Origin of the sequence: Caballeronia udeis (assembly GCF_001544555.2) — a bacterium.
GTDB classification, from domain to species: domain Bacteria; phylum Pseudomonadota; class Gammaproteobacteria; order Burkholderiales; family Burkholderiaceae; genus Caballeronia; species Caballeronia udeis.
Map to the genome: position 1 here is coordinate 127251 of NZ_FCOK02000003.1, position 22541 is coordinate 149791.

Sequence of the window (22541 nt, forward strand, 5' to 3'; positions counted from 1 at the left end):
ATCAAATGTCATCCGTAGCGTCACCACCTTCTGCCCTAGCATCGACCTCAGCCACATTGAGGTTCTTTGGACCAGCAATGCGCGATCTGCGCAAGATATGCCAAGAGCCCCTGTGGCATGCGAAGCTGCCGATGGGCAGGTCCGTTTCCATGGTGAGCTTGTCAAGCATTTCGTTATGCTGAGTTTCTGACGATAACAAGCCTTGTATCAACGGGCTACTCGCGACGAGAAACGTTAAGGGAAGGACGTGTGCGTTCACGTGCTCCGCTTCAAACTTTTGCGTCACAATCTTTCTGGACGTCAGTGGATTAGAGCGATCGATCCGTGTCCATCCTTGTGATAAATCCGAGGCGTCCTCAGGCAGTCTATGGTCCATCTCCTCGACAAGAAACGCATTAATCACGCAGAGTGCGAATAATTCCATCAACTCTGGTACGCCAACCTTTCCACGACGATTTGCAGATACTCGCTCGAGACTGAAAAACAATCGCGTCCAAATTTTTCCTATCAGGATAGCGGAAGGTTTGATCTGGGCACGGAGTCGCTCCGTAGCAATGAGCCATTCAGCCACGCGAGATGCCAGCCGACTAATCCCTTCCCGCTCCCTGTGGGCTAGCGAAAGTTCTTTAGTGGGCCCCAAATCTATCGCCGCATAGCCGTCGTCCGTACCCGCAGAACCTTCCCAGCCTGGCCTGGAAATTGTCGGCGTTTTAAAGACGCGCGCTAGCTCGTGAGCGACCCTTTCATGCATGAACTCCGGATTATCAATTTCGATCCTCAAAACCCGATCCAGGAGACCGAGAATGTTATATATCGATGCGTACAGCCGGCCCCCGGAACCGGAAACGTCTACCAAGCTTAACGCGAGGACAGGCAGATCACCTACGTCAATCAAACATCGCTGGATTGCTGCTGTCGCAGTGACTTCATTCGAATTCCGAGCATTCTTGTTTAGCCCGATCACGCCGAAGTCGATGAGTGGCCGTCGTGTCGCGGCATGTTGCGGGCCTGCCAGAATGGCCGTGGCGTGCCATGCCCAATGCAAAGCATCCTCCTTTCGCCCAATCCCGAGATACTTCTTAAACTTCGCGCGGAACAACTCCTGATTTGATTCGATTGCAGATGAACCAGCAGCCAATCTTTGCAAGAATTGGCCGTAAGTTGCTATGCTTCCCGGTCCTCCCAGCATGTACTGCAGCAGCGCACTCGGTTGGTCGACGCAGAATAATGCAACTTCTGCCGCCAAAGTCGCGAAACAGCTCTTCAGGGCGGCGTCGGTTGGCTGCGGACGAAGATAGGCCGTATCGTAGTCTTCGTCCTGAACCGTGAGATCGAAAACAGCCTCGACAAGCGCCGGCATTTCGCCCGCGCTAATAGCGTCTACGTCCACGTTAAACTTATATAGATTACCTAACGCGATCGCTCTCAAACTGTCAGAAACTGCTGTCGACAAATCGGAGTCCCACGTTAATTCCACGTCTCCTTCTGCGTCTGCCGTGGATAAGAAGGCTGCACAACGGGAAAGGACCTGCAGTACCGACCTGAGTGGTTGCTTTAGTAGAAATTCATAGAACAGGTTCAGGTCGTGTACTCCGCGAATCCGTAGCCCTCGTTGCATGAGCTCGTTGACGACACTTTTTAATTGACGTTGCGACCCCGGCCATCTTTCACTAACAAGTACAAACTCGTTATGCGCGAGTAGATTCCACATCGGCCGCAGTTGGATTCGGCGTCGGATTGGAAACAACTTCAAAAGGTACTGATCCTCTAGGTGATCGATCATCTTGAGACGTTGCGCATCTCGCCTTTTGTCGATTGTGGCACGCGAACCAAGTCGGTCGTGAAAGACGTCACGAGTAAGCTGTGAATAGAGTTCGAAATCGCCAGTAACCAGCACGATCAACCTCGGGGTGTCTAGATACTTCCTAATAACCTCAAGCACATCGATTGCGCTATCAAACTTTGTATCTGCATCGTCGAACGCAAGAGCGAGGGCGTCAACCTTGAGTATCTGGCAGGCCGTTTCGATCAGATCGTGCAACTTCTCGCGAAACCCCAAGCCATGGCCGGCGCGTTCGAGGCCCCAGTCCAGGAACAGTTCAGGGTCGAGGTCCTTGAGATGGTTTTTGCCTTGCGCAAGAAGGCTTAATCCTCCGGCGAGGTCCTGAAACTGCCGTCGAAACTCTGCTTCAAGATGCGCTCCGTTCTGCTTACGCAGCGACAGTGCGGGCCATACCTGGCGTTTCAGTTCCTTCAACAACGGCAGCAGGATGATCTCACTTGCCTCGATTCTACTGGGATCAATGTAAGTCCAAGCTCCAATCGAGTGACCGGCAATAGAGCCAAGGTCTTCAAATGAGCGAAACAGCGAGTGGAGAAAAGTGGATTTCCCAGCACCCCGGGTACCATCAATGAAATACACAAAGCCGGCTCCAGACGGATATCGGTTTTCTCTTGAAATCTTGGCTTGTGATAGATCTCGGCGGATCTCAGCAGTTATTTTGCGCAGATTTTCTTGCTGAATCAGGCCGCTAGCTGCGATTTCACGGCTATTGTCGCTTTGATCGAGATCGACGATGATAGGGCTGGTGCTCGCTTGCATAATTTGTTTGTTGTAGATGCTGTGTTGTATCGAGTCCTCGGGTCCTCGCATCAAAAATCCGGCCCGGAAGCTTTGAGCGAAGAGGCGTAGCTATCAGAGTACGCGGCGCTTGCCTGTCTTTTGACTATCTCCTCGACAACAACGCCAAGTTCAACCTCTCCAAGTTGTCGAGGCGAATTCTCAGTACTCTCCATCTGGGCTTAACGGCATCCGGGACGAAAGCTTGAGTCGCGTCGCCGATGCGGCCCGTCTCAGAGGTAATTCAATAGTCGCTCACCTGAATAGCACCAACACAGAAAGCCTCACTGAGCCTTGGCCGAACGCCAGGCGAGCCATCGATTCAGACGTTCGTTTTACAAATTGATTGCGGCCCGTTGCGTTGACGCCACGACGGCATGGCGATGCAATCGAAGACATAACGAGCTGGAATGCGCGACACGCCAGATCGGCGGCACACGTCGAGACATCTCCATACCTTCAGCTGACATCGCCCGGGCGGAATATCACCGAGCCTAAGGCTGCTTTTGGGCGCGAGGCTGACGGTCGAATGTCGTCCGGAAGACGGAATCGAGGGGCCGCTCGTGGCCGACGGTCGCTGCCCGATGCGATCAATCAGCATATGCGACCCGAACCGGTCACCCAGAGAAACCGCCAGCGGACACTCAATCCGAAGGCCATGCGTCCGCCAAGAAAACTTACGTCTAACGGCTGTGCGCATGCCGATAAACTCTGCCGCCTTCGCACGGCCCGCCTTTAGCTGTATGAGGCATTAGCCCGATAGGTACTCGAGCACTGCGGCGACCGCCGCGTTGCGCATTCGACGCGCTCTGACGTCCCCAACATAATTCGCCTCCTTGAGCTTCTCCTCTGTCGCATTTAAGACATCGCGAACAGTCTTCAGTCCAAGCTCAGCCAGTTTTTCTAATTGCCACGCAGTCAAATCCAGTACGGCAGCCGGCCGCTCCAGTTGGATGTTGAGCGCCAATGCCATACCTTCGTTCGTGACTAGTGCTGCCTGGTCTGTAAGCCTTTTGTATGATGGGTGATTCGAACCATATTCGGTCATCCGCTTTGGAGTCAATTCCTTGGCAATGTCGAATGCCGAATTCGTCGGCGATACCTCAAGCGCAAAAAGACAGCCAAGATTAATCACGTAGCGCTTTCCAATCTCGGCGCGACTTGCTTTGATGCCCACCGCATGCTCAATCACAATTCCGGTGTATGCGAGGACTCGTAAAGCCTCTTTTATGATTTCCGGTGCGTCTCTATGCATCCAAAAAAACGCGGACGTGGCCTTATCGGAAGACAGATATTGATCATTTTTAGATTTGATATCTGAAAGTACCTGGGATTCGATAAATTCTCTACCCCAGTCAATCAAAGCCTTGTGCCCTACATATTTTTCCGACAGCGTAGAGTGCTCTGCCCAAATCTCGGTTCGATAAAACTCCCTAATTGCCTCATTCACCTGTTGAGAGTTGATCTTCGGGCACCGCGCAATCGTCTTCAACAAGAGGCGTGGGTTACCAGTCGCCGCGTAAGCCAAGATTGCAAAATTCTTTCCATATTGAGCAATTTGAGCGAGAAGATTGCTATCCGCCTGTTTTTGAACGATTTCCCGCATATTCTCAACATAGTCAGGCGAGAGAATATCTCGGTCGATGGTGAGCATCGTTGCATCGTGAACTGGCTGAAAAGTCTCCCCGAACGTTGTTACACCCGGGTAGACCGCTGCATTGCAAGTAATGCAGTGTGAGCGCAGGTCTCTAAACATCGTGAAGAACTGACGCTGTTGTTCTGGCAAGAAAATATGCGCCGCCTCATCGAAAAGGAGGGCAAAGCGGGAGATATTGAGGTCATCGCCTAAATCTTCTAGAGCCTCCTTGAAGTCGTCGATGGTGGGAAGACCGTCAGCGCTCACAGCGACCTGCGGCGTTTTCCACGATGCTTCATAGGCCTCAGCGATTTCCTCGACCTTGGTTCGCCCAATAGTCGCGGTGACAGTTCCCCCAGCGAGCAGCTCAATGCTCTTTGGAATGCCGCCGAGTAGGCCGGCTTTCGTCAGGCTCCTCATCACCGACGAGCAGATTCTTGCTAGCATCCAATGCTTGAACTGGTCCGGATCGGACGTCTGAAGCAAGGAACTCCTCACGAAGCTAATGTAGATTGGGAAGACACGGTCCGTCTCGAATGCGTCCATGAGCTCCTTTTGTGCCACTCGAAGCAGGAATGACTTGCCCACACCTCGACTTCCTACCAGCACGACAGGATTTCTATTTTTCAGCGCATCAACGATCTGCCGGTCTTTGGATGTTTCGACGAAATAGTCAAGCACTTCGTCCGGTCGAATATCCTCGGTCCGAAAGAAAAAGTCTGCCATGGTTATCAGGCTTCCGATGGTTGTGAGAATATTGCCTGAACCGGCGGCAAGTTTCCGAGAACGTCCGTGATTATCGGCTCCATTCGTTCCGCTGCTTCCTTTGTAACATAATTTAGGTACCGGGCCGAGAAGACGAAAATAATCGCCAACCGCATTGTGGCAGCCTTCTCATGCCAAGAAAAAAATGCCTCTTCTTGAAACTCGATGTCAGAGGGAAGGATCGCATGAGTACCAGCATTTCCATGAACAAATTCTGAACACTCACGATATACAACCTCAGCGATCGCCAAATATTGCTTGGCGCAGTCCGAAAATCCCGGATTGAAGGCTCGAATAAAGTTTACTGAAAATACGCCGCTTTGAGCATCTTTCAACGCACTCCAATTGATATCCTTCGAATCTTTGGCCCACATTCTATAATCGATTTCGTGTGCGGAAAATTGTACGGTGGCAAGCATGAGTTCGAAAAATAGCCGGAGCCCACCAAAAGCGTGCCTATACTGACCTGAAACCAATGCAAAAAGGGCGAATTGATACTCCTTTACTGCAGAATCGAGCACAGACGCCTCTGGCCGCTCCGCGATCGCCATTTTTAGCGCGTCGTAATCGAGAAGATAATTATGGGACGCTGTCAACGCCTCACTCGCCCCATTCGCGCCGGCCATCATCCCCACGACTGTATCGGTGTTCCTTATAAGAGCGCGATAATGCTCGACTACGTCCATTAGCCTTCCCTTGTCGTAAACCTGATATAGCGCCAGAGCAACGATTGATGATCTATGACCGGATCGTGGGCCTGCGCAATTTGGGGCATGTCTGCCATCGCCTCGAATTGTCAACGATCCAGAGACAGATGTCGAATGGCCGGACTTTGCCGATCGCAAGGATCGCTTTCCGCCTTTCCGCCTTTCCGCCTTTCCGTATGATCCGGGACAAAAAAAACCGACCCATACGGTCGGCTAGAGATTCTGGCTAATCCAACTGAGAGAGCTACATTGTGCCTTTCGACGCCGCTGAATGCCTGGCTAGGCAACAGGGCGGAAGTTAGCCCGGCAATATGCCTCGCCGACAGGAGGTCTGCCATTGCCTGACTTCCTCGTCCGGGCTCACGGTATGGACCTGCAATGCCATTCCCGCCCGTTGCCACTTCTTCATGCAATCTGCGTAGTCCATCTGGACCGCGGCTTCTGATGCTGCCTGCTGTTCTGAAGGTGTGGGTAGCCGTTCTTCACGTCGACATCGCAGAGTACCGCCGATGAATTGCCGTGGAAATTCTGGTTGCCCAGCCCCACGACCTGCATGACCTGGGCGAGTCCATTTCGCGAATTTCTGATCTGCTGTTCAGGCAGATTGGTCAGGTGGCCGCTGAAAGGCTTGTTATCGCCTCCCGCAAAAATCTGCCCGTTCGATATCTCGGCGTTTCGGTAGTCCAATACCCTGTTTCCGCATGCGGCGAGTCCCAGTACTGAAATACAGCTGACACCGAGCACTAGCGTGTGTCTGAAGGTTTTCATAAGCTTGGTTGAGTTGAAGTGGCGCGTACCAGTCGCATAGGGTGAGCGAAACTAGTGCTGGGCGATGTGGTCGTCCGTCGCTCTGGAGCGGGCGGGCGTAGGTAAACATCACGCGTCGTCCCCACAAGCCGAACGCCTGATTGCGCAGGCGTCAGCTCGTGAAGTTTCGCGATGGATAGGGGGCACGGTTTTTCAGAAGGCCATGGACCGACCGCCGTCCTGCTTGCGGTTTAGGAACCGGTCGAACTCCAGAATGCAGCGGCGGCTGCGTTTACAGCGTCGAGCAACGATTGCGGCAGCGCAGAGCTGAACTGTACCGACCTGTCCGTGTAGGTCGTCGGGAACAGCCAACCCACCATCAGGTTGTTGTTCACCAGCGCCACGACGGTTGACGCGCCATTGAGCACCGGTACGGTCTGCGGATCGACCTGCGCCTGTTGCTGCGACGCAGCCGCCGATTGCAGAGCAGCCAATTCGGTGGCGTTGAAGGTCACGACGATCACGTTGCTGTTACGGCTGTACGTGGTCCACGAACCGATATCGGCATTGACCACAGTATCGGGCGTTCCCGGCGCGTTCGGCTGAACCTGTTGTACCGTGCCATTAACGAGCAACTGGAAGTACGAACCGCCGCCCGGCGCGAGTAGCGTCAAACCGACCGCCTGCTGCACCGAGGTGTACTTTGTCGCCGTTGGGCTGGAGACTTCGACGACCTGACTACCGTCCATTACAGCCGGCGCACCGCCACACGTCACCCCGCTCGCCACCGTCGGTGTAGCGCAAATCGGTTGCCACACTGGAATCACCACACGCTCCGTCGAATACGAAAGCAACCCTGCATAGGCTTTCGTGCCTGCGGCGAAATTTGTGGATGTTATTGTCGGCGACGTCCACAGCGGGAAGAGCGATTCGCCGTTCGGCGAAACTGCCGTCGATATCGACTGATTGCTCAGGTCGACCGCGCGATACTCGTAGGTGAACGGGATACTGGTATTGGGATCCGTGCCCGTAAGTGTGGGCCCGAGGCCGGACACCGGCAGCGCGTTGTACTGCTCCAGCGACACATAGGGCGTGAAGCCGGATGCGTCGCCCTTTAACTCGTACGCACCGATCATCTGGTTGTATTTGTTGAGGGCCGGTGTGGACCAGGCGCCGTTGACGAACTCCTGCTGGACGCTGGAGAGCACGCTGTTCGTGATCTGACGCACGGATTCCACCGGCGCCTGCTGGTTCGTGCCGTTCTTCGGACCGTTTACCCAGTCGTACAGGTAGCCATCGAGCGAGTACGTTGGACTGGTCAGAACCTGCGAGGCGTTAGCGGGCACGTAGACTGGCGTCTGCGCCTGTGCAGCGACCTGGGCCTGTGTCGGCGTCAGGGTGCTGTTCACTACCATCGCCTGCATCAGCGCACGCACTGTGGCAGCGGACGCCTGACCGCTGCTGGCGAACGTCCCGATGGCATTGACGATCTGCATGGCGAAGTTCGTCGCCGTCGGATCACCCGAGGCGATGTAGTCGACTGACAGGTTGGCCGGTTCGCCGAGCAGTTTTGCGACCGCCTGCGTCGCTGCCTGCTGCGACATACCTGATTCCATCATCGACTCGATCATCGTGCTGATCGGGGTAATGTTGGTTTGCGTGGTCGGATCCGTCACGACGCCAGTGAGCGCGAACGAGGCAGGGAACGTGTAGTTCGACCGTGACAGGTCCTTCGTTGACGGTGTCACGACCACAAGCAGTTTCTTTCCGATGATGTTGCCGCTATATGGCAACGAATAGCTGCCGGCCGCGTCGGTCGTGGTCGTCGCTAGCGTCGGGTCGCAGGCCCCGGCCCCATTGTCGAAACAGACGGTCGCTCCAGACAGATAGCCGTCAATGGCCTTGCCCGTGAGCTGGGTACCTTGCGCCGGCGTGCTGCCTCCGCCAGTCGAAGACGGAACAGCAGTGTTCCCACCGCCCCCCCCTCCGCACGCGGCAAGCGCTGCTGCAAGCGAAACGCAAAGCGTCAGCTTCACCAATCCTGCATTTGTCAAAGTCTTCAATTTCTAAACCTCTTTATGGTTTGTCAGTGATCAGTCGACCGGAACTGTCCCGCTTCGGATGGGCGGGACTGGCTTACGTGGCTGTTTCACTAAATCAGGGACGCGTCAGCCATACGTTCCGGGCCGTCCCGCTCCCGGATCTGTCGGAACAGACTGGAACCAGGCGTACAGAAGAGATAACGGCAAACATCTTAAAAGGTTGAATATCAACCTTAAAAACCCTTCATGTCAGTGGGGTGATCGCCAACCATTTGGGTGGAAAGGGAGGGCGAATGCCGGATACCGATATGGACCGACTGGCTGGGGTAGTGGGACGGGCGATCGCGAGAAATCGCGTCGCGGCGGGTCTCACCCAGGAGCAGGTCGCAGAACAGCTGGGAATAGGAAACGAGGCGGTCTCGAGGATCGAGCGGGGGCTGGTCATGCCCAATGTGGCGCGGCTCATGGAACTGGCCGACACCTTTGATTGCGACATTGCTGATCTGCTGACCGAGGTCAGCAGCCGCCCGAGTGATCAGGCAAGGCACGTGGCACGGTTACTCTCAGGAGTGGGATGCAAGGACCGCGAGATGATTGTTGAGATTGTGGAAAGGCTGACGGCCAGATTAGCTCGTCGCTGACGTCGTCATCGCGCTAACAGTCGCGTCATCGGAGGGCCGTGCGCTTGCCCCGATCTGGAAGGTGTGGTTAGGGAGTCTGGTTCGTCGTACTGCAGCCGAGGGGGTGTCAAAACACAAAAGTTGAAGGTATTGAGGGGTCACTTTACCCTTCTCGACACGCCACCAAGCCGTTGTAGGCCCTTCTCGAAAGCCGACTTTTCGAACGAGAGGCGTGAGCCTGAGTTTTGACACACCCTCGGCCATGAAGGGACGCTCGATTACGCGACCTACATTGTCCACAATCGACCTTCATTTCGCTCGCAATACGGCGCCCGTGCCCCGGTTTGAGACGGACTCCTGGCGCTCGAAATTAAGACGCGCCCGTCCTATCAGAGCTGGCCGCCGGAATTGGTGTGCCTCAAGATCGGTAGATAGAACTCGACCCCGAAACGTCGCTAGGATCCGCTTCTATTCGATGTTAAGCGGCTTCCGTTTCCCTCCGTCGGTCGTGAGCGGGCGACCCTGGATGCGTTAAACGCGGCATGCCGAAATTGGGCGATCGCCGTGCTCATCGTTGACCCTCTGATTCTCGGAGCGGGCGGTATGCTGGTCTATTCAACGCGGCAAGGACGACATTGCGCGCGTGGAGCAGGACAGATTTGAGCTCGTCTGCGGAAACCTCTGCAAACCCGAGTCCTCGGAGCAGAAAGATACCTTCAACGGCCAGCAGTGCCTGACGTACTTCGGCAACCTCACCATGTTCTGATCGAAGTGGATCGAGCAGTGCACGGTAAAGATTTCGCACCGGCCCCAGCATGTCAGGGGCGTGCACCAGGGCGGTTACGAGAAAAGCCGCCATTTGCGTCGAGGCGTCGTCCTCGTCCAGTGCTTCCTCGATATGCGCGAGGACCAATTCGACCGGCCCAGTTGGCCCGCTGCCAAGTCGCCGACGCACTGCCTCCTGAAACCGGGCAACTTCTCGTTCTAGCGCAGCGTGTATCAATCCATCCTTAGTCGCAAAGGTATAGACGAGACCGCCCTTGCTGATCCCCGCGCGCTCGGCCACGGCATCGAGCGTGAAATTTCGGCCACCTGATTCGAGAATGACGGCCTCGGCAGCATCCAAGACCCTGTCTTTGTCGATTTCCTTTTTTCGCGTCAAAACAACCTCTTGCTTTTTCGACTGGTCAGTCGGATACTATTTCCGACTGACCAGTCAGATTAGCGCAGCGATGCTCGCGGCGCAAGATTGTTTCTCAGCTAACTCCTTGGGGTACGTTATGAACGAACATGAAAAGGAAGATCTATTGCCTGCCCTGACCCTTGGTCACTTTGTTATGAAAGTGCGAGATGTTGCGGCGAGCTATAGCTTTTATATTGGTTTAGGTCTGCGCGCACTCGGCACCTTTCCCGGAACGGCGATCGTTGAAATGCGTGGTGGCACACATTTGCTGCTGTTGGAAAAGGGCGATGCACAAGCTGCCGCTTTGCGGAATAGTCAGAATGGCCAGAGGCCTGATTTCAGCAGCGAAAAAATAGACCTGATGATCGCGGGGCGTACAAAAGCGGATCTGGAATCCTACAGGGTCGGTCTGATCGGTAAAGGATATTCACCGTCAGCTATCGCGGATGGCGAGTTATACGGCCACCACTATTTCTCGATGCAGGATCCCGATGGCAATGGCATCAGTTTCTATACCAGCCACTGCAGCGATCAGCCCGTTTGATATTACAGCTGGTTAGTCGCGCGGCATCCGCCCATTTCGCTTTATTTCTCTTCTCCTAGCCCGCTCTCGGCGTCCCGCCATATGAAGCTTCCTGAGGATCTGAAGGGCCGTAAGGGGTCGAGCTGGGACAGTCGTCGACACTGGAGGCATCACGTGGGATAGGTTCACTACATTTGAAATGCTGAGAGCCACAATCAATTCAGAATGCAGCTCTCTTTCGAACAAGCCAGGCTGACAGCATTTGTTGTATCGATCGCCCAGGCTTCGAATACGGGTTTTCAGCAATCGTCCTGCAGCAGTATTGTCGTTGCTGAACGATCGGCTTCGGTCAAAACCAGGATGACCGAGCCGGTCGGCAGCAGGTAGCGTGACTGGATGCGCAGATCGAGTAGCACCGCAAGCTCGTTCTGCAGGCAGTCGCGTTCGTTCAGGTCGCCCCAGTCACCGTGAATGTGGCGCGCGAGCAGCAGGATGTCGGGCAATTTCGCCAGCTCAAGTGCAGCCGTGGCTGCCGGGGTGACGGTGGCGCGGCCCGCGTCGAAGCGGACCCTGTCTTTGAAGATGTCAGGAGATTGCATGGTGACTCCAGCATTATTTCTGCTGCCGTCGGGACATGTCCGACGGCAGGCAGTAGAAGGATGGTGGGTAAGTCGGATCGATGGCAGACGAAAATCGCGTGCATGGCTGAAAACCGGATCCCGGTTCTCAGTAGTCGTCGGGCAGCAGCACGGTCGTCACCGAGCGATCCCATTCGGTGATGATCCAGACCCTCCCGTTTCCGGGGAGCAAGTAGGACGACAACACGCGTAAGCCGGTCTCAAGCGCGAGATCGTTCTGCCTGCGGTCTTCTGCGGTAAGGTCGCCCCAGTCACCACGCATGTGTCGGGTCAGCAGGTCGCCGACCGACACGCTGGCGGCACGCAACACCTCAAGCGCGCCGGGGGTGGCGAAGAGACGCCCGGGTGTTAGCCGAGGTCTCGTGGGTCTTGCACAGAGCTGATTCATGACGGTGTCTCTCCTGGCAATGGACGAACGCTCGCCTCCGAAGAAAATCGGATGCAAGGGGGTAGAGGGAATCTGGACGGTTGCCCAGGTCAGGACGTTGCGGTGTGTTCCGAGAGCTGCCGACGTAACGCGGTGGCTTTCGCCTGCGAGCAGCCGAGGTGGCGCCGGATGTCGGATACGGTTGCGCGAACGCTTCCCGCAGCAACGTCGCGCGCCAGTCTCATGACTTCGGTGTCTGCTGGCGAGACCGGCGCGTTGACGGTCCCGTGACTGCGCGTGATGGGTTCGTGACCCGACGCGACCGGGGCGATAACGGAGGGCGTGGTGACCGTCGTTTGCCGTGGCTCGAGTTCGACGCTCCAGAGCAGGCAGGCGACGCCTTCGAGCACAGCAGCAAACGTGAGTCCCGAAAGCAGATCAACGCGACTCACGGTCGTGCCGAGTAATGCCGCCAGTCGTCCCGTGACCGGATCGACCATCAGTGCGTCACGCCGCTGCGCCCCCCGGTCATCCACCGCCAGTTGTCTCCGGACATCGTCGGCTTCTGCGTTCAGCGCATCGAGTTTCGCGGCCAGCGCGAGCCGCCGAACGTTCAGCGCCGGACACTCCCGTGAACAGCGCTGCGTCTTGGCAATCGCCAGTTGTCGGGTGACGCTGGCCCGGTCGAACATGACCGCCGTCAGACTGCGACCGGCCGGGACGGTAGCAGTCACCACAGGGACGAGAGACGTAGCGCGACGTTCGCCCGCGTGCTGCTGCGCGAGCACGAAGAAGGTTGCGTGACCGAAACAGGCGGTCGCCATGCACGCAATCCAGAGCAGACTGCCGACACCGCGTACCGGCCAGGGCGAGGAGCGACACAGTGCGGGAAGCAGGTGTGCGCAGACGACCAGCACCACACCGATCGCCACCCACACTAACCGCTCCGGCAATTCGCCGCCGCGCTGCCACCCGGCCAGCACGGACAGGCAGATCGCCGTGGCGGTTGCTGCGGCTGCCAGCGCGAACGTCAATCGCGGCGGATCGCGACTCGGGTGGCCGACCGGACTGCCAGGCGCGCTGGTCATACTGCGGTTCCTCCCAGCAGGACCGCTCGCCGGTCGAGCTTGTCACGTAGCGTCGGGGCACCCTGATTCCCGGGCGGGTCCGACGCTTTGTGTGCGACGTTCTCCGTGCCCTTCGCGGCGTTCCTGCCTGCGCTGGCCTCGTCTCCCGGCTCAGCCTCTGGATAGAACTCTTCTGCCACCGCCGCACTTTCCTCGACGCTGTCCTCGAATGCGCCGTTGGCGAAGCCCGCGCGGGCCGCAGCGTCGAGCGCAGCCTGCGCAAATCCGGCCGCCCGGCGGCTGGCATTGAGCTCACGCGCCTGTCCGATGGCTTCCTGCAGGGAACTGCCCGCGCGTACGCCCAGATCCACGTAGTAGATCGCCGAGCGATAGCTCTGCGTAGTGGATTTGCCGCGCAGCTTCAGTTCCAGCGGCAGACAGGCGAGCAGGCCGCCCGACGCTGCGCTGAAATACTGCAGCCGTGCCGAGAGCGTGCGGATCGAGTTGTACGAGGTGGTGCGGAAGATGAACGAACCGAGTTCGTCTTCCTCGCCGATCGTTACGTTTAGACGCCCGTACGGCTTGCAGCCACCGGCTTCACCGAACGCGCAGCCGTCCGGTGTCGGACAGTCCATCGTAGTGATGCCGCCGTCCGTCACACGCTTACACGTCTCGCCATTGCCGACGCACAGGGGCCGGCCCGTTTTGCGGTCGAACAAGCTGTATTCGGCGCGCAGGTTAAGGTCTGGATCGTTGAACAGCATCCGTACCGGGATCGAGCGCAGCTTGCCCGTGGTAACTTTGCGAAGTGTTTCATTGAGTGGATGCAAAAGCCAACCGCTCGCGTGTTGCATCTGGCTGGTGATGGTGAACTGGTCGTCCTTCTCCGGCAGCCGCTTGCCGTTCTTCTCGACAACTCGACCGATCGTGATGCGGCCGACAACAGGTGGCGTGATCGCCAGACCTTTGAGCATGGTGATTCTCCTAAAGTAAAGACTGGTTCAGAGCGGGGGGCGATGATTCAGATGGAAACCAGGAAGCGGCGCGAACCCGGTTTCGTGATGGCGTACTGTTGTTGCAAGGCGGGGTGATCGGCGAGTAGCCGCTTAAGATCAGTGCCATCCGAGTCCTTACTGCGTTTGAACGAGACCTCGCCGGTTTCGAACAGCGCTCGGGACGCATCGCCCATGGCCTGCTGGATGGTTTGTTTGAGTCTGGCTTCCTGCTGCTCGCGCGCTTCAATCTCCGCGCGTACTGCGACGAGATCAGCGAACGTCGAACACATCCGCCGGTCGTCCGTGAAATCCACCGTGACACCGCCGTTGCCCGGATACAGGCAGCGCAGGGCGCGATCGGCCGACTCAGAGCCGTCGGCGGGTGGCGGCGTGTCGCTCGTGACGTACTGCCAGAACTGCGCTTCGAGCGGAATGAGTCGGGCGATCAGTTCATCCTCACGTTCTATGCGGTGCACGGCCAGTTGCTGGCCGCACAGCAGCACCGCCACGTCGGCGGCGCGCTTGCCGGTAACGGCCAGCTGGTGCTGGACCTGCAACTGCACGTACTCCGGCACACCGTCGCGCCACAGCCGCGCACCGAACTCGCCCGCCGTCTTGCATTCCAGAATGTGCAGCCCCGATACGCCCACAATCTCCCTGTCGAGATTGGCCAGCATGAAGGGGATGGTTGGATGCTGAAGGACCGCGTTGACCTTACGCACACGATTGCCGGTCTGCTGCGTATAGGCTGCAGCGACGATGGGTTCGAGTAGCGTTCCCCAGTAGACAGGCTCAGTGGTGTCGTGCGGATCGGGTTGGGCGAGATCCGCGTCGCGCCCAGTCTTTTCCAGCCATAGTTCGAGCGCACTCTTGTACGGATTGAGGCCCACTGCTGCTGCGGCGTCGGAGCCACCGATGCCGGTCCTGCGGACCTCCAGCCAGTCGTTGCGGCTCAGGCTGCGTGTTTCGACCAGACGTAATGCAGAACCTTTCCTGAAGGGTTTCTCTTCCTGGATGAGTTGCGACATGGCCTTCTCCCAGACGGATAAATAAAAAGCGCCCGGTGAGCCGAAGCTCAACCGGGCGCCTTATGACGGAAATAGATGATGGATGGTGAGTAACGATGAAACCAATGGCAATGATTCAGACGACGAGCTTCAGTGCTTCGTCCCAGGCCTTCTGTTTGAGCGTTGCTCCGTGGCCAAACCACGCGGCGTCGCGCCGGTGGTCTTCGCTGCGCGCACGACGCTGGTGGTCGACAAACTCGGTTACGCTATTGAGCAGCCCCCATGCGGTTCCAGATGCAGAGGCGAGGGTCGCGCCCTTGCCTCGACCGGCGAACAGGTCGTGCACGGCACGGATCGCGCTATCGTTGGTGGTCGCCGCTGGTTTGTCCAATGCGTTCGACGCGCTCCCCGTTTGATAGGTCAGCACGCGCCGGAAGTACGCTTCGGCGGATTCGGCCGTCACCTTGCGTTCCGACAGCGCCTTCATGCGCACCATGAAGCCGTCCCATGATGAGATGGCGATGCCAAGCTGACGTTTTACCGCCTGTGCATCGAACTGGCTGCGGTGCGGCACCTTGACCGCGCCCGTACTATCGCCCAGCGCAATGGCGAGCGTGTTGTTGCACACGACACGAACGGAGGTGAACTGCGCCGTGGTCGCGAGCGTGCCGTCGCATGCGGTGGCGAGCAGCAGATAGCCGCTGACCTTGTCACGTCCCTTGAGCGTCGCGCTCTGGCCAGTGCGGGCGAGCGCCCAGAGCTTCTTACCGTCCCTCAGGACACCCGCCGTTTCGAGCTCGAAGCCGCCGACCTCGGTCAGGTCGCGATAGAACTCCAGAATCTCGGCGGGCTGTACGACCTGATAGCGGTTCGACACGACGGAGAGCGGCGCTTTCGTGTCCGAGCGATACAGCACCTTCTGTTCGGGGAACGCATGGATGGAACCGAGACCTGTGCTACCTGCGACGAAACGCACTTCGGATTCTTCAATCTTCCAGTTCATGCCGGCCTGCTGAGCCCAGACTTCGAGCGGCTGGTTGTGGGCAAGGTGATTGCCTAGGCCATGCCATGGGGTATCGTTGACGTAGGACATGGTTTGTACGAGATGCATGAATAACTCCTTTGTAAAAAGACGAGCGCATAAAGCCCGGCCGAGGCCGGGCATATGCACAAGCGTTGAAATCAGATGAGGACGGACGGGACCGCTAGGTGCAAGGCCGAACGACGCAGAGTTCGAGTTCAGACTTTAGTTGGGTGTTTGCTGAATGTGTGGCCGCATGTAAGGCAACGGTAGTTATCTAGCACGTTGTCGTCTATGACTTCGCCGACGGCACTACCCGCCGCACAGCCTGCGGCCCCGCCGAAGAGTCCGCCAATTACGGCCCCTGCGATCAGCCCGAAGACGGAACCGACGGGGCCGCCGATCAGGCCGGCGGTCGCGCCGATTTCTGCGCCAGACAGGGCGGCAGTTGCAGCGCCCGCCACACCGGCGACCGCACCAATTGCGCCACCCGTTTTGCGGGCGTTGTTGCGAGTCTCAATGCGGTGCGATCGACACCGTGGACATCCATGCGGGGTGCGATCGGCAAGTGAGGTATCCGAGAGCATGTGGTTTCCTAAAAATTAAGACCGTAAATGGATAGCTATCGATTGAGTGGGGACTACTCCCTTGTCTCCCTTCAGTGATATAGGTCTCAGATTTTCTGGACTCGATCCTTCGCGCTTAGGTGACACGACCCGCGCATCAGACGCCGTCGTGGCAGTCGCGACTCTCGGTGAAATCGGAAAAGAGACGTGTCCCGGTGACCGATCGGCTAGCCTCGATCGTTAGCGAAACGCCCCGGCGTCGCATAGCGTCTCAGCTAGGTCGATCGCTTCACACTTGCAGAGAGTAAAATGCAGACGCAGGCCGTGCGGCTGATAGTTCAGCCATGTCGATCTGGTGCAACTCAACGCCTATGGACACAATCAGCGAAGCGGATCGGTCGGCTCTGATGGGTCGTATTCGGAGTAAGAACACTCGGCCCGAAATAGCCGTGCGCTCAATTCTGCATCGGCTCGGCTACCGTTTCCGCTTGCATCGAAAAGATTTGCCCGGGTGTCCCGATATCGTTCTGCCCAAGTATCGCAAGATCATCTTGGTACATGGCTGCTTCTGGCACGGACACACTTGTCGGTTGGCATCAAAACCAAAGTCCAATCAAGAGTACTGGACTGCAAAGATCAAATCGAATCAAGTTCGCGATGCGCGCAACCTGGATATTCTGAGGCGGGAAGGTTGGCGTGTCTTGGAGATCTGGGAATGTGAGGTCCGTGTGGTCGACGGTTTGATGGAGAAGCTCATGACATTTATGCAAAGCTAATAGACGGTTTATCTTTTGTCCTCGGTAACGGACCATGCATACCCCCATCAGTTACCATTGTGTATTGCATTCACTCAACATCCTTCGATTTCGGACAGAGACTTCCATGCGCTCTAAACGACCACCTTGCCTGGAATTCAACAGGCCGTCGCTCCTGACCACCAAGAGCTCGTGGGCGGGCTGCCTTAATGAGGAACGTCATGGCTAGCAACGAAAGCCAAACTCTTTTGCGGAAAACGGTCGGAGAGAGCGGCGACGTGCCGTTGATCGACGAGCGAGAAGAGTTGGCAGCATGGCTTGGTGAAAAGACCAACGAGGGGCAAGTTGTCCGCACCAGGCTGAAGACGAGCGACCGGGTCATTGCCCGCGTGACCGATGGCATCTACCGTCAACCATCCTCGGCGCTCCGAGAACTGATTTCCAACGCATGGGATGCCGACGCAAACCAGGTAACCGTCCTTACGGATGCACCGCGGTTCTCAAGAATATACGTCAGAGACGACGGCGCCGGCATGTCGTACGAAACCTTGTCGCGGCTGGTTCACTCGATCGGCGGAAGCGCGAAGCGCAGGGAGGAAGGCCAGAAACTCGGGGTCTCCTCGGAAGACGACCCTGACCGGACCCCCGGAGGGCGCCTGCTGATCGGCAAGATTGGAATTGGCCTTTTTTCGGTCAGCCAGCTTGCGCGCCGTTTCCGAATCGTTACCAAGGTCCGGGGGCGCGATTACCGGCTCATAGCCGAAGTTCGCATACGTGCCTACTCTGAAGATGGAGAAGACGACGCAGCTCGGGACGACGACGATAACTATGTCAGCGGCGACGTGCTAATTTCGAGAGAGTATTCGTCTGATAGGGACGCCCATGGTACTGACATCATCCTTGATGAAGTTAAGCCACGTGTACGCGATATGCTCCGCAGTGCGGACCGCTGGCGTGCGCTGGACGAGAAGGCTGCCGCTGAGAAAGCGGGAGATTTTGAGACCGCGGCAAACATTCGGGTTGAAGAGCCTAAATACCATACGGGCTGGATCGAGCGCTTGTCGCAAGACAAAGACCAGCCTGCGGTTCTCTCGCGGCCGCCCAAGCTTCCGTGGTCTCCCGATGCGCCTGCCGATGTGAGGATGGGACTACTCATAGACGCGGTTGAGCATGAATCAAGGAGTACAGAGAGGCCCGACCTCGCAAAGACATTGGACACTTATCTGGAGACGCTTTGGACTTTAGCGCTCTCCGTGCCGGTGGGCTATGTCGACAAGCATCCGTTCGACCTCACAGCCGATTCCGGTATTGGGCTGTACTGGATATCAAACGAGCCTCGTGGGCAAGCGACGGAATTGACACTATCGGATAGCCAGACTGTTCGAGACGCCGTTCGTGAGCAGGTAGCGGGACATCCCGAGCTCGAAGATGGGAAAATCGCCAAAGCTGGCGATTTCCGCGTCAATATCGACGGCGTTGAATTGAAGCGGCCAATCAGGTTTAAATTCGTCAAGACCGCGACGCGCGGTTTTGGCAAGCCCATGCTTTTCGTTGGCCGTTTCTCGCCAAACTTGCAGAAAGTTGATCCTAGTCTGCGGGGAGGAGGATTCGGCCTCGAGGGGTATGTTTTCTGGAACGGAATGGTTGTGCCGAAGGAAAATAATGGGGTGCTAACCCGCATTCGCGGTACTGCCGGCGCACTTTTCGATCCGACCTTCATGAAATACCAGGTTTCCGAGCAAACCAGGCTGCGCCAGATCACATCTGAGCTTTTCATTACGCGCGGACTTGACGCCGCCCTCAACATCGACAGAGAGTCTTTCAATTTTTCCCATCCGCATGTGCAGTTCGTTGCTATATGGCTGCATAGAGCGATTCGGCAGCTCACGAACAAACATAAGGATCTAAGCAAACGTGCTCGCACGGAGAAGCTGGAGCAAACCGCCGTTGCGGTCCGTGATTCCGTAACGCAGCACTCTGAGGCTGTATGGAGTTCCCGGCATGTCAGTGACCCGGCTCCAGAGATCGCAATTGCGACGACGCGCAAAGAAGCCGAAGCAGCGCGGGCCGACGGCTATATGGCGCTTGCGCGTACGGATCTTCCGAGTTTGTCGGTGGCGCTTCCTTCGTCAGAGCGAACCGAGAGAGATGTAAAGGCGCAAGCGCTCATGCGCGTGTTGGCCGCTTACGATGTTCTAGACGACCGCTCGTATGACGAGCAGCAAGCGCTCATAGACGCCATTCTAAAAATATTCTTTGCTTCTCCTGGTAAATGACCGATTCCCGAGCTACTCCCGACGTCGACGAGGATGTCCAAGAGGAAGATATTCTTGCCATCTATGGCAAGCCGGACAATGGAACAGCTGATTTGGCCCACTTGGCTGACCGGCGGCGCGAATTCCAGCCTTGGCATCATCCTGTTAAGCAAATCGTGCGTTCGCGCCAATGGGCTGCACTCACGAAGAAGCTGATTGAGTCGCGGCCTCAAGGGGCTACCAGCGTCCTGCGGTATTTCACACTACCTGGCGCTGATCTCTTGGATGTCAGGGTACTTTCCGAAGTTTGCGAACCCTTAGGTGTCCAGATCGAGTATTTTGGATTCAACTCGGGCGGCGCAGGCTCCGAACAAGTTGCAGGCGTCGGGAACGCGGCTGCAACGGCTAATGGCGGTTCTTGGGTAACGGCCGAGTCGGCGTTGCTTCAAGCAGGGCGCATTACGCCTCATGCGGTGATACATGTGGACCGCCTCGAGGACATTGCAATTACGGACTCGCATGCTGCGATGCAGCTAAGTCAACGCGCCACCTTCGATGTTATCAACATCGATGCATGCGATCATCTTGCCTACTGCCCGAAGGGCCGAACACACAATACATTCAACGCATTGGAGGCGCTGCTCAAGCATCAGATGGGCGCACGCTTCCCTTGGCTTCTCTTCATTACGACTCGGGCTGAGCCCAGCCTGTTAGGGCAGCCCGGAATCGTATTTCAGGATGCCATAACGCAGAACCTGCGCGTGCCACAGAGCAACTTCGGCGCCTCTCTTGCCAAATGCCTCGAGGCAGATGAAGGAAGGCTCGCGACCGAACTGGCGTCTGTCTGGGGCACGCTTGATACCCGCTTTTTGAAGCTCTACAGCATTGGTTTGGGCAAATATCTGCTTCAGTTCTTCCATGCGCAGCCGAATTTGCCCGCAAACGTCGAGCTTGCCAGTGTCTACGCTTACCGTGTGCATGGCGAGCATCCCGACATGCTTGCCCTTGCATTTCGCGTTACGCCGGATACTCCGAGGGTATTTGCGCCGAATGTAGGAGGGGCAGCAATTGTCCCGACTCTGGAGGCCGCCCGGGCGGTATATGTAGCCGCTCAGGCCATGAAGCTTCAAGATCTGGACCACGTTCTCGACACGGAACCAGGTGTCCGCTCTGTCGCCGTGGATGGCACAAAGGCACTTCTTCAGTCTGCCAACTACGATATCGATGAATGGAGTCGGTGGTTGGCCAGCCATGATCAGCGGCCCCTTGTGGTCGCATAAATCCAGCGGCCATACAGGGATGTCTGCTTGTAGCGATCGACGAGGCGTAGTGCCGCCCCAAGTCAGTAGTCCACCGACCTCGAAGAAAGCTAGCAGCCGGGAGCCACCGCCTCAGTAAGCAGCCTATTTCCCGTGCCCAGGTCCGCGTATGGCCGAATCTGGGAGTGCGCCGAGCCCGTTAAAGGGGCCTCGCCGGACGTTGGCAATCCGTGAAGGCGCACCGCCGCAAACCTTGGCCACCAGTCAGATCAAACGCAAGGGGCAGACTGCCTCTACAGCACGAAAAGCCCACGTTATCACGACTGCACCGACATATTGCTTACGTTGGACGCGACAGGGCGATCAGATCGCGACACGCTGCATCACTTTGATGTAAAGTGATGCATTTCAAGCAGCTTGGAGCCAATGTGGGAAAATCCGTCCGCACGACGTTTTCTTTGCCTGCCGAGCAGCACGACGAACTGTTAAAGATTGCCGAAGAAAGCCATGTATCGGCAGCATGGGTCGTCCGGGAGGCGGTCCGACTTTACCTTCGCGAGCGATACCCGCTTTTGCCGGGACCTATTAGTACGGATCAAGATATGAACAGTGCGACCCAGAACAAAAAGAGGCGCCACTAATGGCAACAGCTCTCACCGTTAGACATAAGAATACTCAAAACAGCCGGCCTGCAGCCAAAGTGCCTCTCAAGTCACAAAAACCCGTTGTCCAACATGATCTCCCAAAGGTCGTTAGCCTGTTCTGCGGTGCCGGCGGGCTGGATTGGGGCTTCCATCAAGAGGGTTTTCAGGTCCCTCTCGCAGTCGATATCTCCGAAGCAGCTGTGCGAACGCACAAAAAGAATTTCCCCGACACACACAGTGTGGCCGCCGACCTCATTCAACTGCAGCCGGCAGGCGTCTATGAGCTTGTCACCGGAAAGGTCCCTGCCAAAAGTCGGATAGGAGTCATTGGCGGCCCCCCGTGCCAAGGTTTTTCCCGCGCCAACACGACCTCTCAAGCGGACGATCCGCGAAATAGACTTCCCAAGTTGTACCTCGATATTGTCGAAAAGCTGCAGCAAACCTATACGGTCGAGTTCGTAGTATTCGAGAACGTCCTCGGCATTCGGGACAAGAAGCACGCGGCCACGTACAAAGCGTTGGTAGACGGCTTGGACAGCCTCGGTTTCACCGTAACGGAGAAAGAGCTTTGCGCTCTAGATTTCGGCGTTCCACAGAACCGGCGACGCATCGTGCTGTCTGCCATGCGCAAAAATCAGGGATATGGTGAGGTGCGCCCCAAGAAGCGAACAGGATTAAAAACCGTGCTCGAAGCGATCGGCGAGCTGCCTGCACCTAAGTTCTTTGATCGGAAATTGACCGCTGCAGACATTCCTGTGCATGCGAACCACTGGACGATGCAACCAAAGTCTCCCCGGTTTAGCAATCCAGACGGACAGTATGCCGACGGACGAAGCTTTAAACGCCTTTCTTGGGAAGAGCCCAGTCCGACGGTTGCGTTTGGACATCGGGAAATCCATGTCCATCCAAGCGGCAGACGTAGGCTAAGCATTTACGAGGCAATGCTGCTTCAAGGTTTTCCACACAGCTTCGTGCTGGAGGGGAATCTGTCCGAGCAGGTTGAACAGGTCTCGAACGCGGTCCCACCGCCACTGGGACGGAGCATAGCTGCCGCCGTAAAGCATGCCATTGCAGCAGGGAAAAAGAAGTAAGGTAGAGCGCGCGTCGTAGGTGCGACACGCGCG

The 22541-nt window shown here is 56.9% G+C and carries 19 protein-coding genes; 7 read left to right on the forward strand and 12 right to left on the reverse strand.

Annotated features, from left to right (window positions below):
• Position 1: 1 nt before the first annotated feature.
• The 5 genes from AWB69_RS03575 to AWB69_RS03595 form a co-directional block, all read right to left on the reverse strand.
• Positions 2-2653: a hypothetical protein gene (locus AWB69_RS03575; protein WP_062082206.1), complete on the reverse strand. Its 2652-nt coding sequence runs from the start codon at positions 2651-2653 to the stop codon at positions 2-4.
• Positions 2654-3371: 718 nt separating this feature from the next.
• Positions 3372-4982, reverse strand: coding sequence for an ORC-CDC6 family AAA ATPase (locus AWB69_RS03580; RefSeq protein WP_062082208.1), 1611 nt, complete (start codon positions 4980-4982; stop codon positions 3372-3374).
• Positions 4983-4987: 5 nt separating this feature from the next.
• Complete coding sequence (locus AWB69_RS03585) at positions 4988-5707, reverse strand: hypothetical protein (RefSeq protein WP_062082211.1); 720 nt, start codon at positions 5705-5707, stop codon at positions 4988-4990.
• Positions 5708-6133: 426 nt separating this feature from the next.
• Positions 6134-6415, reverse strand: coding sequence for a hypothetical protein (locus AWB69_RS03590; RefSeq protein ID WP_062082213.1), 282 nt, complete (start codon positions 6413-6415; stop codon positions 6134-6136).
• Between the two features lie 311 nt (positions 6416-6726).
• Positions 6727-8538: a hypothetical protein gene (locus AWB69_RS03595; protein WP_063977740.1), complete on the reverse strand. Its 1812-nt coding sequence runs from the start codon at positions 8536-8538 to the stop codon at positions 6727-6729.
• Positions 8539-8810: 272 nt separating this feature from the next.
• Between AWB69_RS03595 and AWB69_RS03600 the strand changes: the two genes are divergently transcribed.
• Positions 8811-9158, forward strand: coding sequence for a helix-turn-helix domain-containing protein (locus AWB69_RS03600; protein WP_062082218.1), 348 nt, complete (start codon positions 8811-8813; stop codon positions 9156-9158).
• A 547-nt stretch (positions 9159-9705) separates the two neighbouring features.
• Here the strand turns inward: AWB69_RS03600 and AWB69_RS03605 are convergent.
• The gene (locus tag AWB69_RS03605; RefSeq protein WP_062082221.1) at positions 9706-10299 is read right to left on the reverse strand and encodes a TetR/AcrR family transcriptional regulator; all 594 of its coding nucleotides are present in this window, start codon (positions 10297-10299) and stop codon (positions 9706-9708) included.
• 118 nt (positions 10300-10417) lie between these two features.
• Between AWB69_RS03605 and AWB69_RS03610 the strand changes: the two genes are divergently transcribed.
• Positions 10418-10864 (forward strand): VOC family protein, encoded by a 447-nt coding sequence (locus tag AWB69_RS03610; protein WP_062082223.1) that lies wholly within the window; start codon positions 10418-10420, stop codon positions 10862-10864.
• Between the two features lie 278 nt (positions 10865-11142).
• Here the strand turns inward: AWB69_RS03610 and AWB69_RS03615 are convergent, their stop codons facing one another.
• The 6 genes from AWB69_RS03615 to AWB69_RS03640 form a co-directional block, all read right to left on the reverse strand.
• Positions 11143-11442 (reverse strand): hypothetical protein, encoded by a 300-nt coding sequence (locus AWB69_RS03615; RefSeq protein WP_062082225.1) that lies wholly within the window; start codon positions 11440-11442, stop codon positions 11143-11145.
• 127 nt (positions 11443-11569) lie between these two features.
• A complete protein-coding gene (locus AWB69_RS03620; protein WP_062082228.1) occupies positions 11570-11869 on the reverse strand; it encodes a hypothetical protein in 300 nt (99 codons plus the stop codon).
• Between the two features lie 89 nt (positions 11870-11958).
• Positions 11959-12936: a hypothetical protein gene (locus AWB69_RS03625; protein WP_062082230.1), complete on the reverse strand. Its 978-nt coding sequence runs from the start codon at positions 12934-12936 to the stop codon at positions 11959-11961.
• Positions 12933-13889 (reverse strand): recombination directionality factor, encoded by a 957-nt coding sequence (locus AWB69_RS03630; RefSeq protein WP_062082232.1) that lies wholly within the window; start codon positions 13887-13889, stop codon positions 12933-12935. Before AWB69_RS03630 ends, AWB69_RS03625 begins: the two co-directional genes overlap by 4 nt.
• Before the next feature lie 47 nt (positions 13890-13936).
• Positions 13937-14938, reverse strand: coding sequence for a YqaJ viral recombinase family nuclease (locus tag AWB69_RS03635; RefSeq protein ID WP_062082234.1), 1002 nt, complete (start codon positions 14936-14938; stop codon positions 13937-13939).
• Between the two features lie 115 nt (positions 14939-15053).
• Positions 15054-16028, reverse strand: coding sequence for a DUF932 domain-containing protein (locus AWB69_RS03640; RefSeq protein WP_062082235.1), 975 nt, complete (start codon positions 16026-16028; stop codon positions 15054-15056).
• 847 nt (positions 16029-16875) lie between these two features.
• Here AWB69_RS03640 and AWB69_RS03650 point away from each other — a divergent pair.
• The 5 genes from AWB69_RS03650 to AWB69_RS03670 all read left to right on the forward strand — a co-directional run bounded on the left by AWB69_RS03650 (position 16876) and on the right by AWB69_RS03670 (position 22508).
• A complete protein-coding gene (locus AWB69_RS03650) occupies positions 16876-17280 on the forward strand; it encodes a very short patch repair endonuclease (RefSeq protein WP_062082485.1) in 405 nt (134 codons plus the stop codon).
• A 200-nt stretch (positions 17281-17480) separates the two neighbouring features.
• Entirely contained in the window at positions 17481-19535 is a 2055-nt protein-coding gene (locus AWB69_RS03655) for an ATP-binding protein (RefSeq protein WP_082913249.1), read from the forward strand.
• On the forward strand, positions 19532-20794 hold the full coding sequence (locus tag AWB69_RS03660) for a PP_RS20740 family protein (RefSeq protein ID WP_062082237.1): 1263 nt from the start codon (positions 19532-19534) through the stop codon (positions 20792-20794). Before AWB69_RS03655 ends, AWB69_RS03660 begins: the two co-directional genes overlap by 4 nt.
• A gap of 380 nt (positions 20795-21174) precedes the next feature.
• Positions 21175-21414, forward strand: coding sequence for a ribbon-helix-helix domain-containing protein (locus AWB69_RS03665; protein ID WP_062082238.1), 240 nt, complete (start codon positions 21175-21177; stop codon positions 21412-21414).
• Positions 21414-22508 (forward strand): DNA cytosine methyltransferase, encoded by a 1095-nt coding sequence (locus tag AWB69_RS03670; protein ID WP_082913250.1) that lies wholly within the window; start codon positions 21414-21416, stop codon positions 22506-22508. Before AWB69_RS03665 ends, AWB69_RS03670 begins: the two co-directional genes overlap by 1 nt.
• The last annotated feature ends 33 nt before the right edge of the window (positions 22509-22541 follow it).

Bases quoted from the DNA above. Each gene is read 5' to 3' on its own strand.
- AWB69_RS03575 (WP_062082206.1), bottom strand. From the start codon at position 2,653: ATGCGAGGACCCGAGGACTCGATACAACACAGCATCTACAACAAACAA.
- AWB69_RS03580 (WP_062082208.1), bottom strand. From the start codon at position 4,982: ATGGCAGACTTTTTCTTTCGGACCGAGGATATTCGACCGGACGAAGTG.
- AWB69_RS03585 (WP_062082211.1), bottom strand. From the start codon at position 5,707: ATGGACGTAGTCGAGCATTATCGCGCTCTTATAAGGAACACCGATACA.
- AWB69_RS03600 (WP_062082218.1), top strand. From the start codon at position 8,811: ATGCCGGATACCGATATGGACCGACTGGCTGGGGTAGTGGGACGGGCG.
- AWB69_RS03610 (WP_062082223.1), top strand. From the start codon at position 10,418: ATGAACGAACATGAAAAGGAAGATCTATTGCCTGCCCTGACCCTTGGT.
- AWB69_RS03615 (WP_062082225.1), bottom strand. From the start codon at position 11,442: ATGCAATCTCCTGACATCTTCAAAGACAGGGTCCGCTTCGACGCGGGC.
- AWB69_RS03620 (WP_062082228.1), bottom strand. From the start codon at position 11,869: ATGAATCAGCTCTGTGCAAGACCCACGAGACCTCGGCTAACACCCGGG.
- AWB69_RS03625 (WP_062082230.1), bottom strand. From the start codon at position 12,936: ATGACCAGCGCGCCTGGCAGTCCGGTCGGCCACCCGAGTCGCGATCCG.
- AWB69_RS03630 (WP_062082232.1), bottom strand. From the start codon at position 13,889: ATGCTCAAAGGTCTGGCGATCACGCCACCTGTTGTCGGCCGCATCACG.
- AWB69_RS03635 (WP_062082234.1), bottom strand. From the start codon at position 14,938: ATGTCGCAACTCATCCAGGAAGAGAAACCCTTCAGGAAAGGTTCTGCA.
- AWB69_RS03640 (WP_062082235.1), bottom strand. From the start codon at position 16,028: ATGCATCTCGTACAAACCATGTCCTACGTCAACGATACCCCATGGCAT.
- AWB69_RS03650 (WP_062082485.1), top strand. From the start codon at position 16,876: ATGGACACAATCAGCGAAGCGGATCGGTCGGCTCTGATGGGTCGTATT.
- AWB69_RS03655 (WP_082913249.1), top strand. From the start codon at position 17,481: ATGGCTAGCAACGAAAGCCAAACTCTTTTGCGGAAAACGGTCGGAGAG.
- AWB69_RS03660 (WP_062082237.1), top strand. From the start codon at position 19,532: ATGACCGATTCCCGAGCTACTCCCGACGTCGACGAGGATGTCCAAGAG.
- AWB69_RS03665 (WP_062082238.1), top strand. From the start codon at position 21,175: ATGCATTTCAAGCAGCTTGGAGCCAATGTGGGAAAATCCGTCCGCACG.
- AWB69_RS03670 (WP_082913250.1), top strand. From the start codon at position 21,414: ATGGCAACAGCTCTCACCGTTAGACATAAGAATACTCAAAACAGCCGG.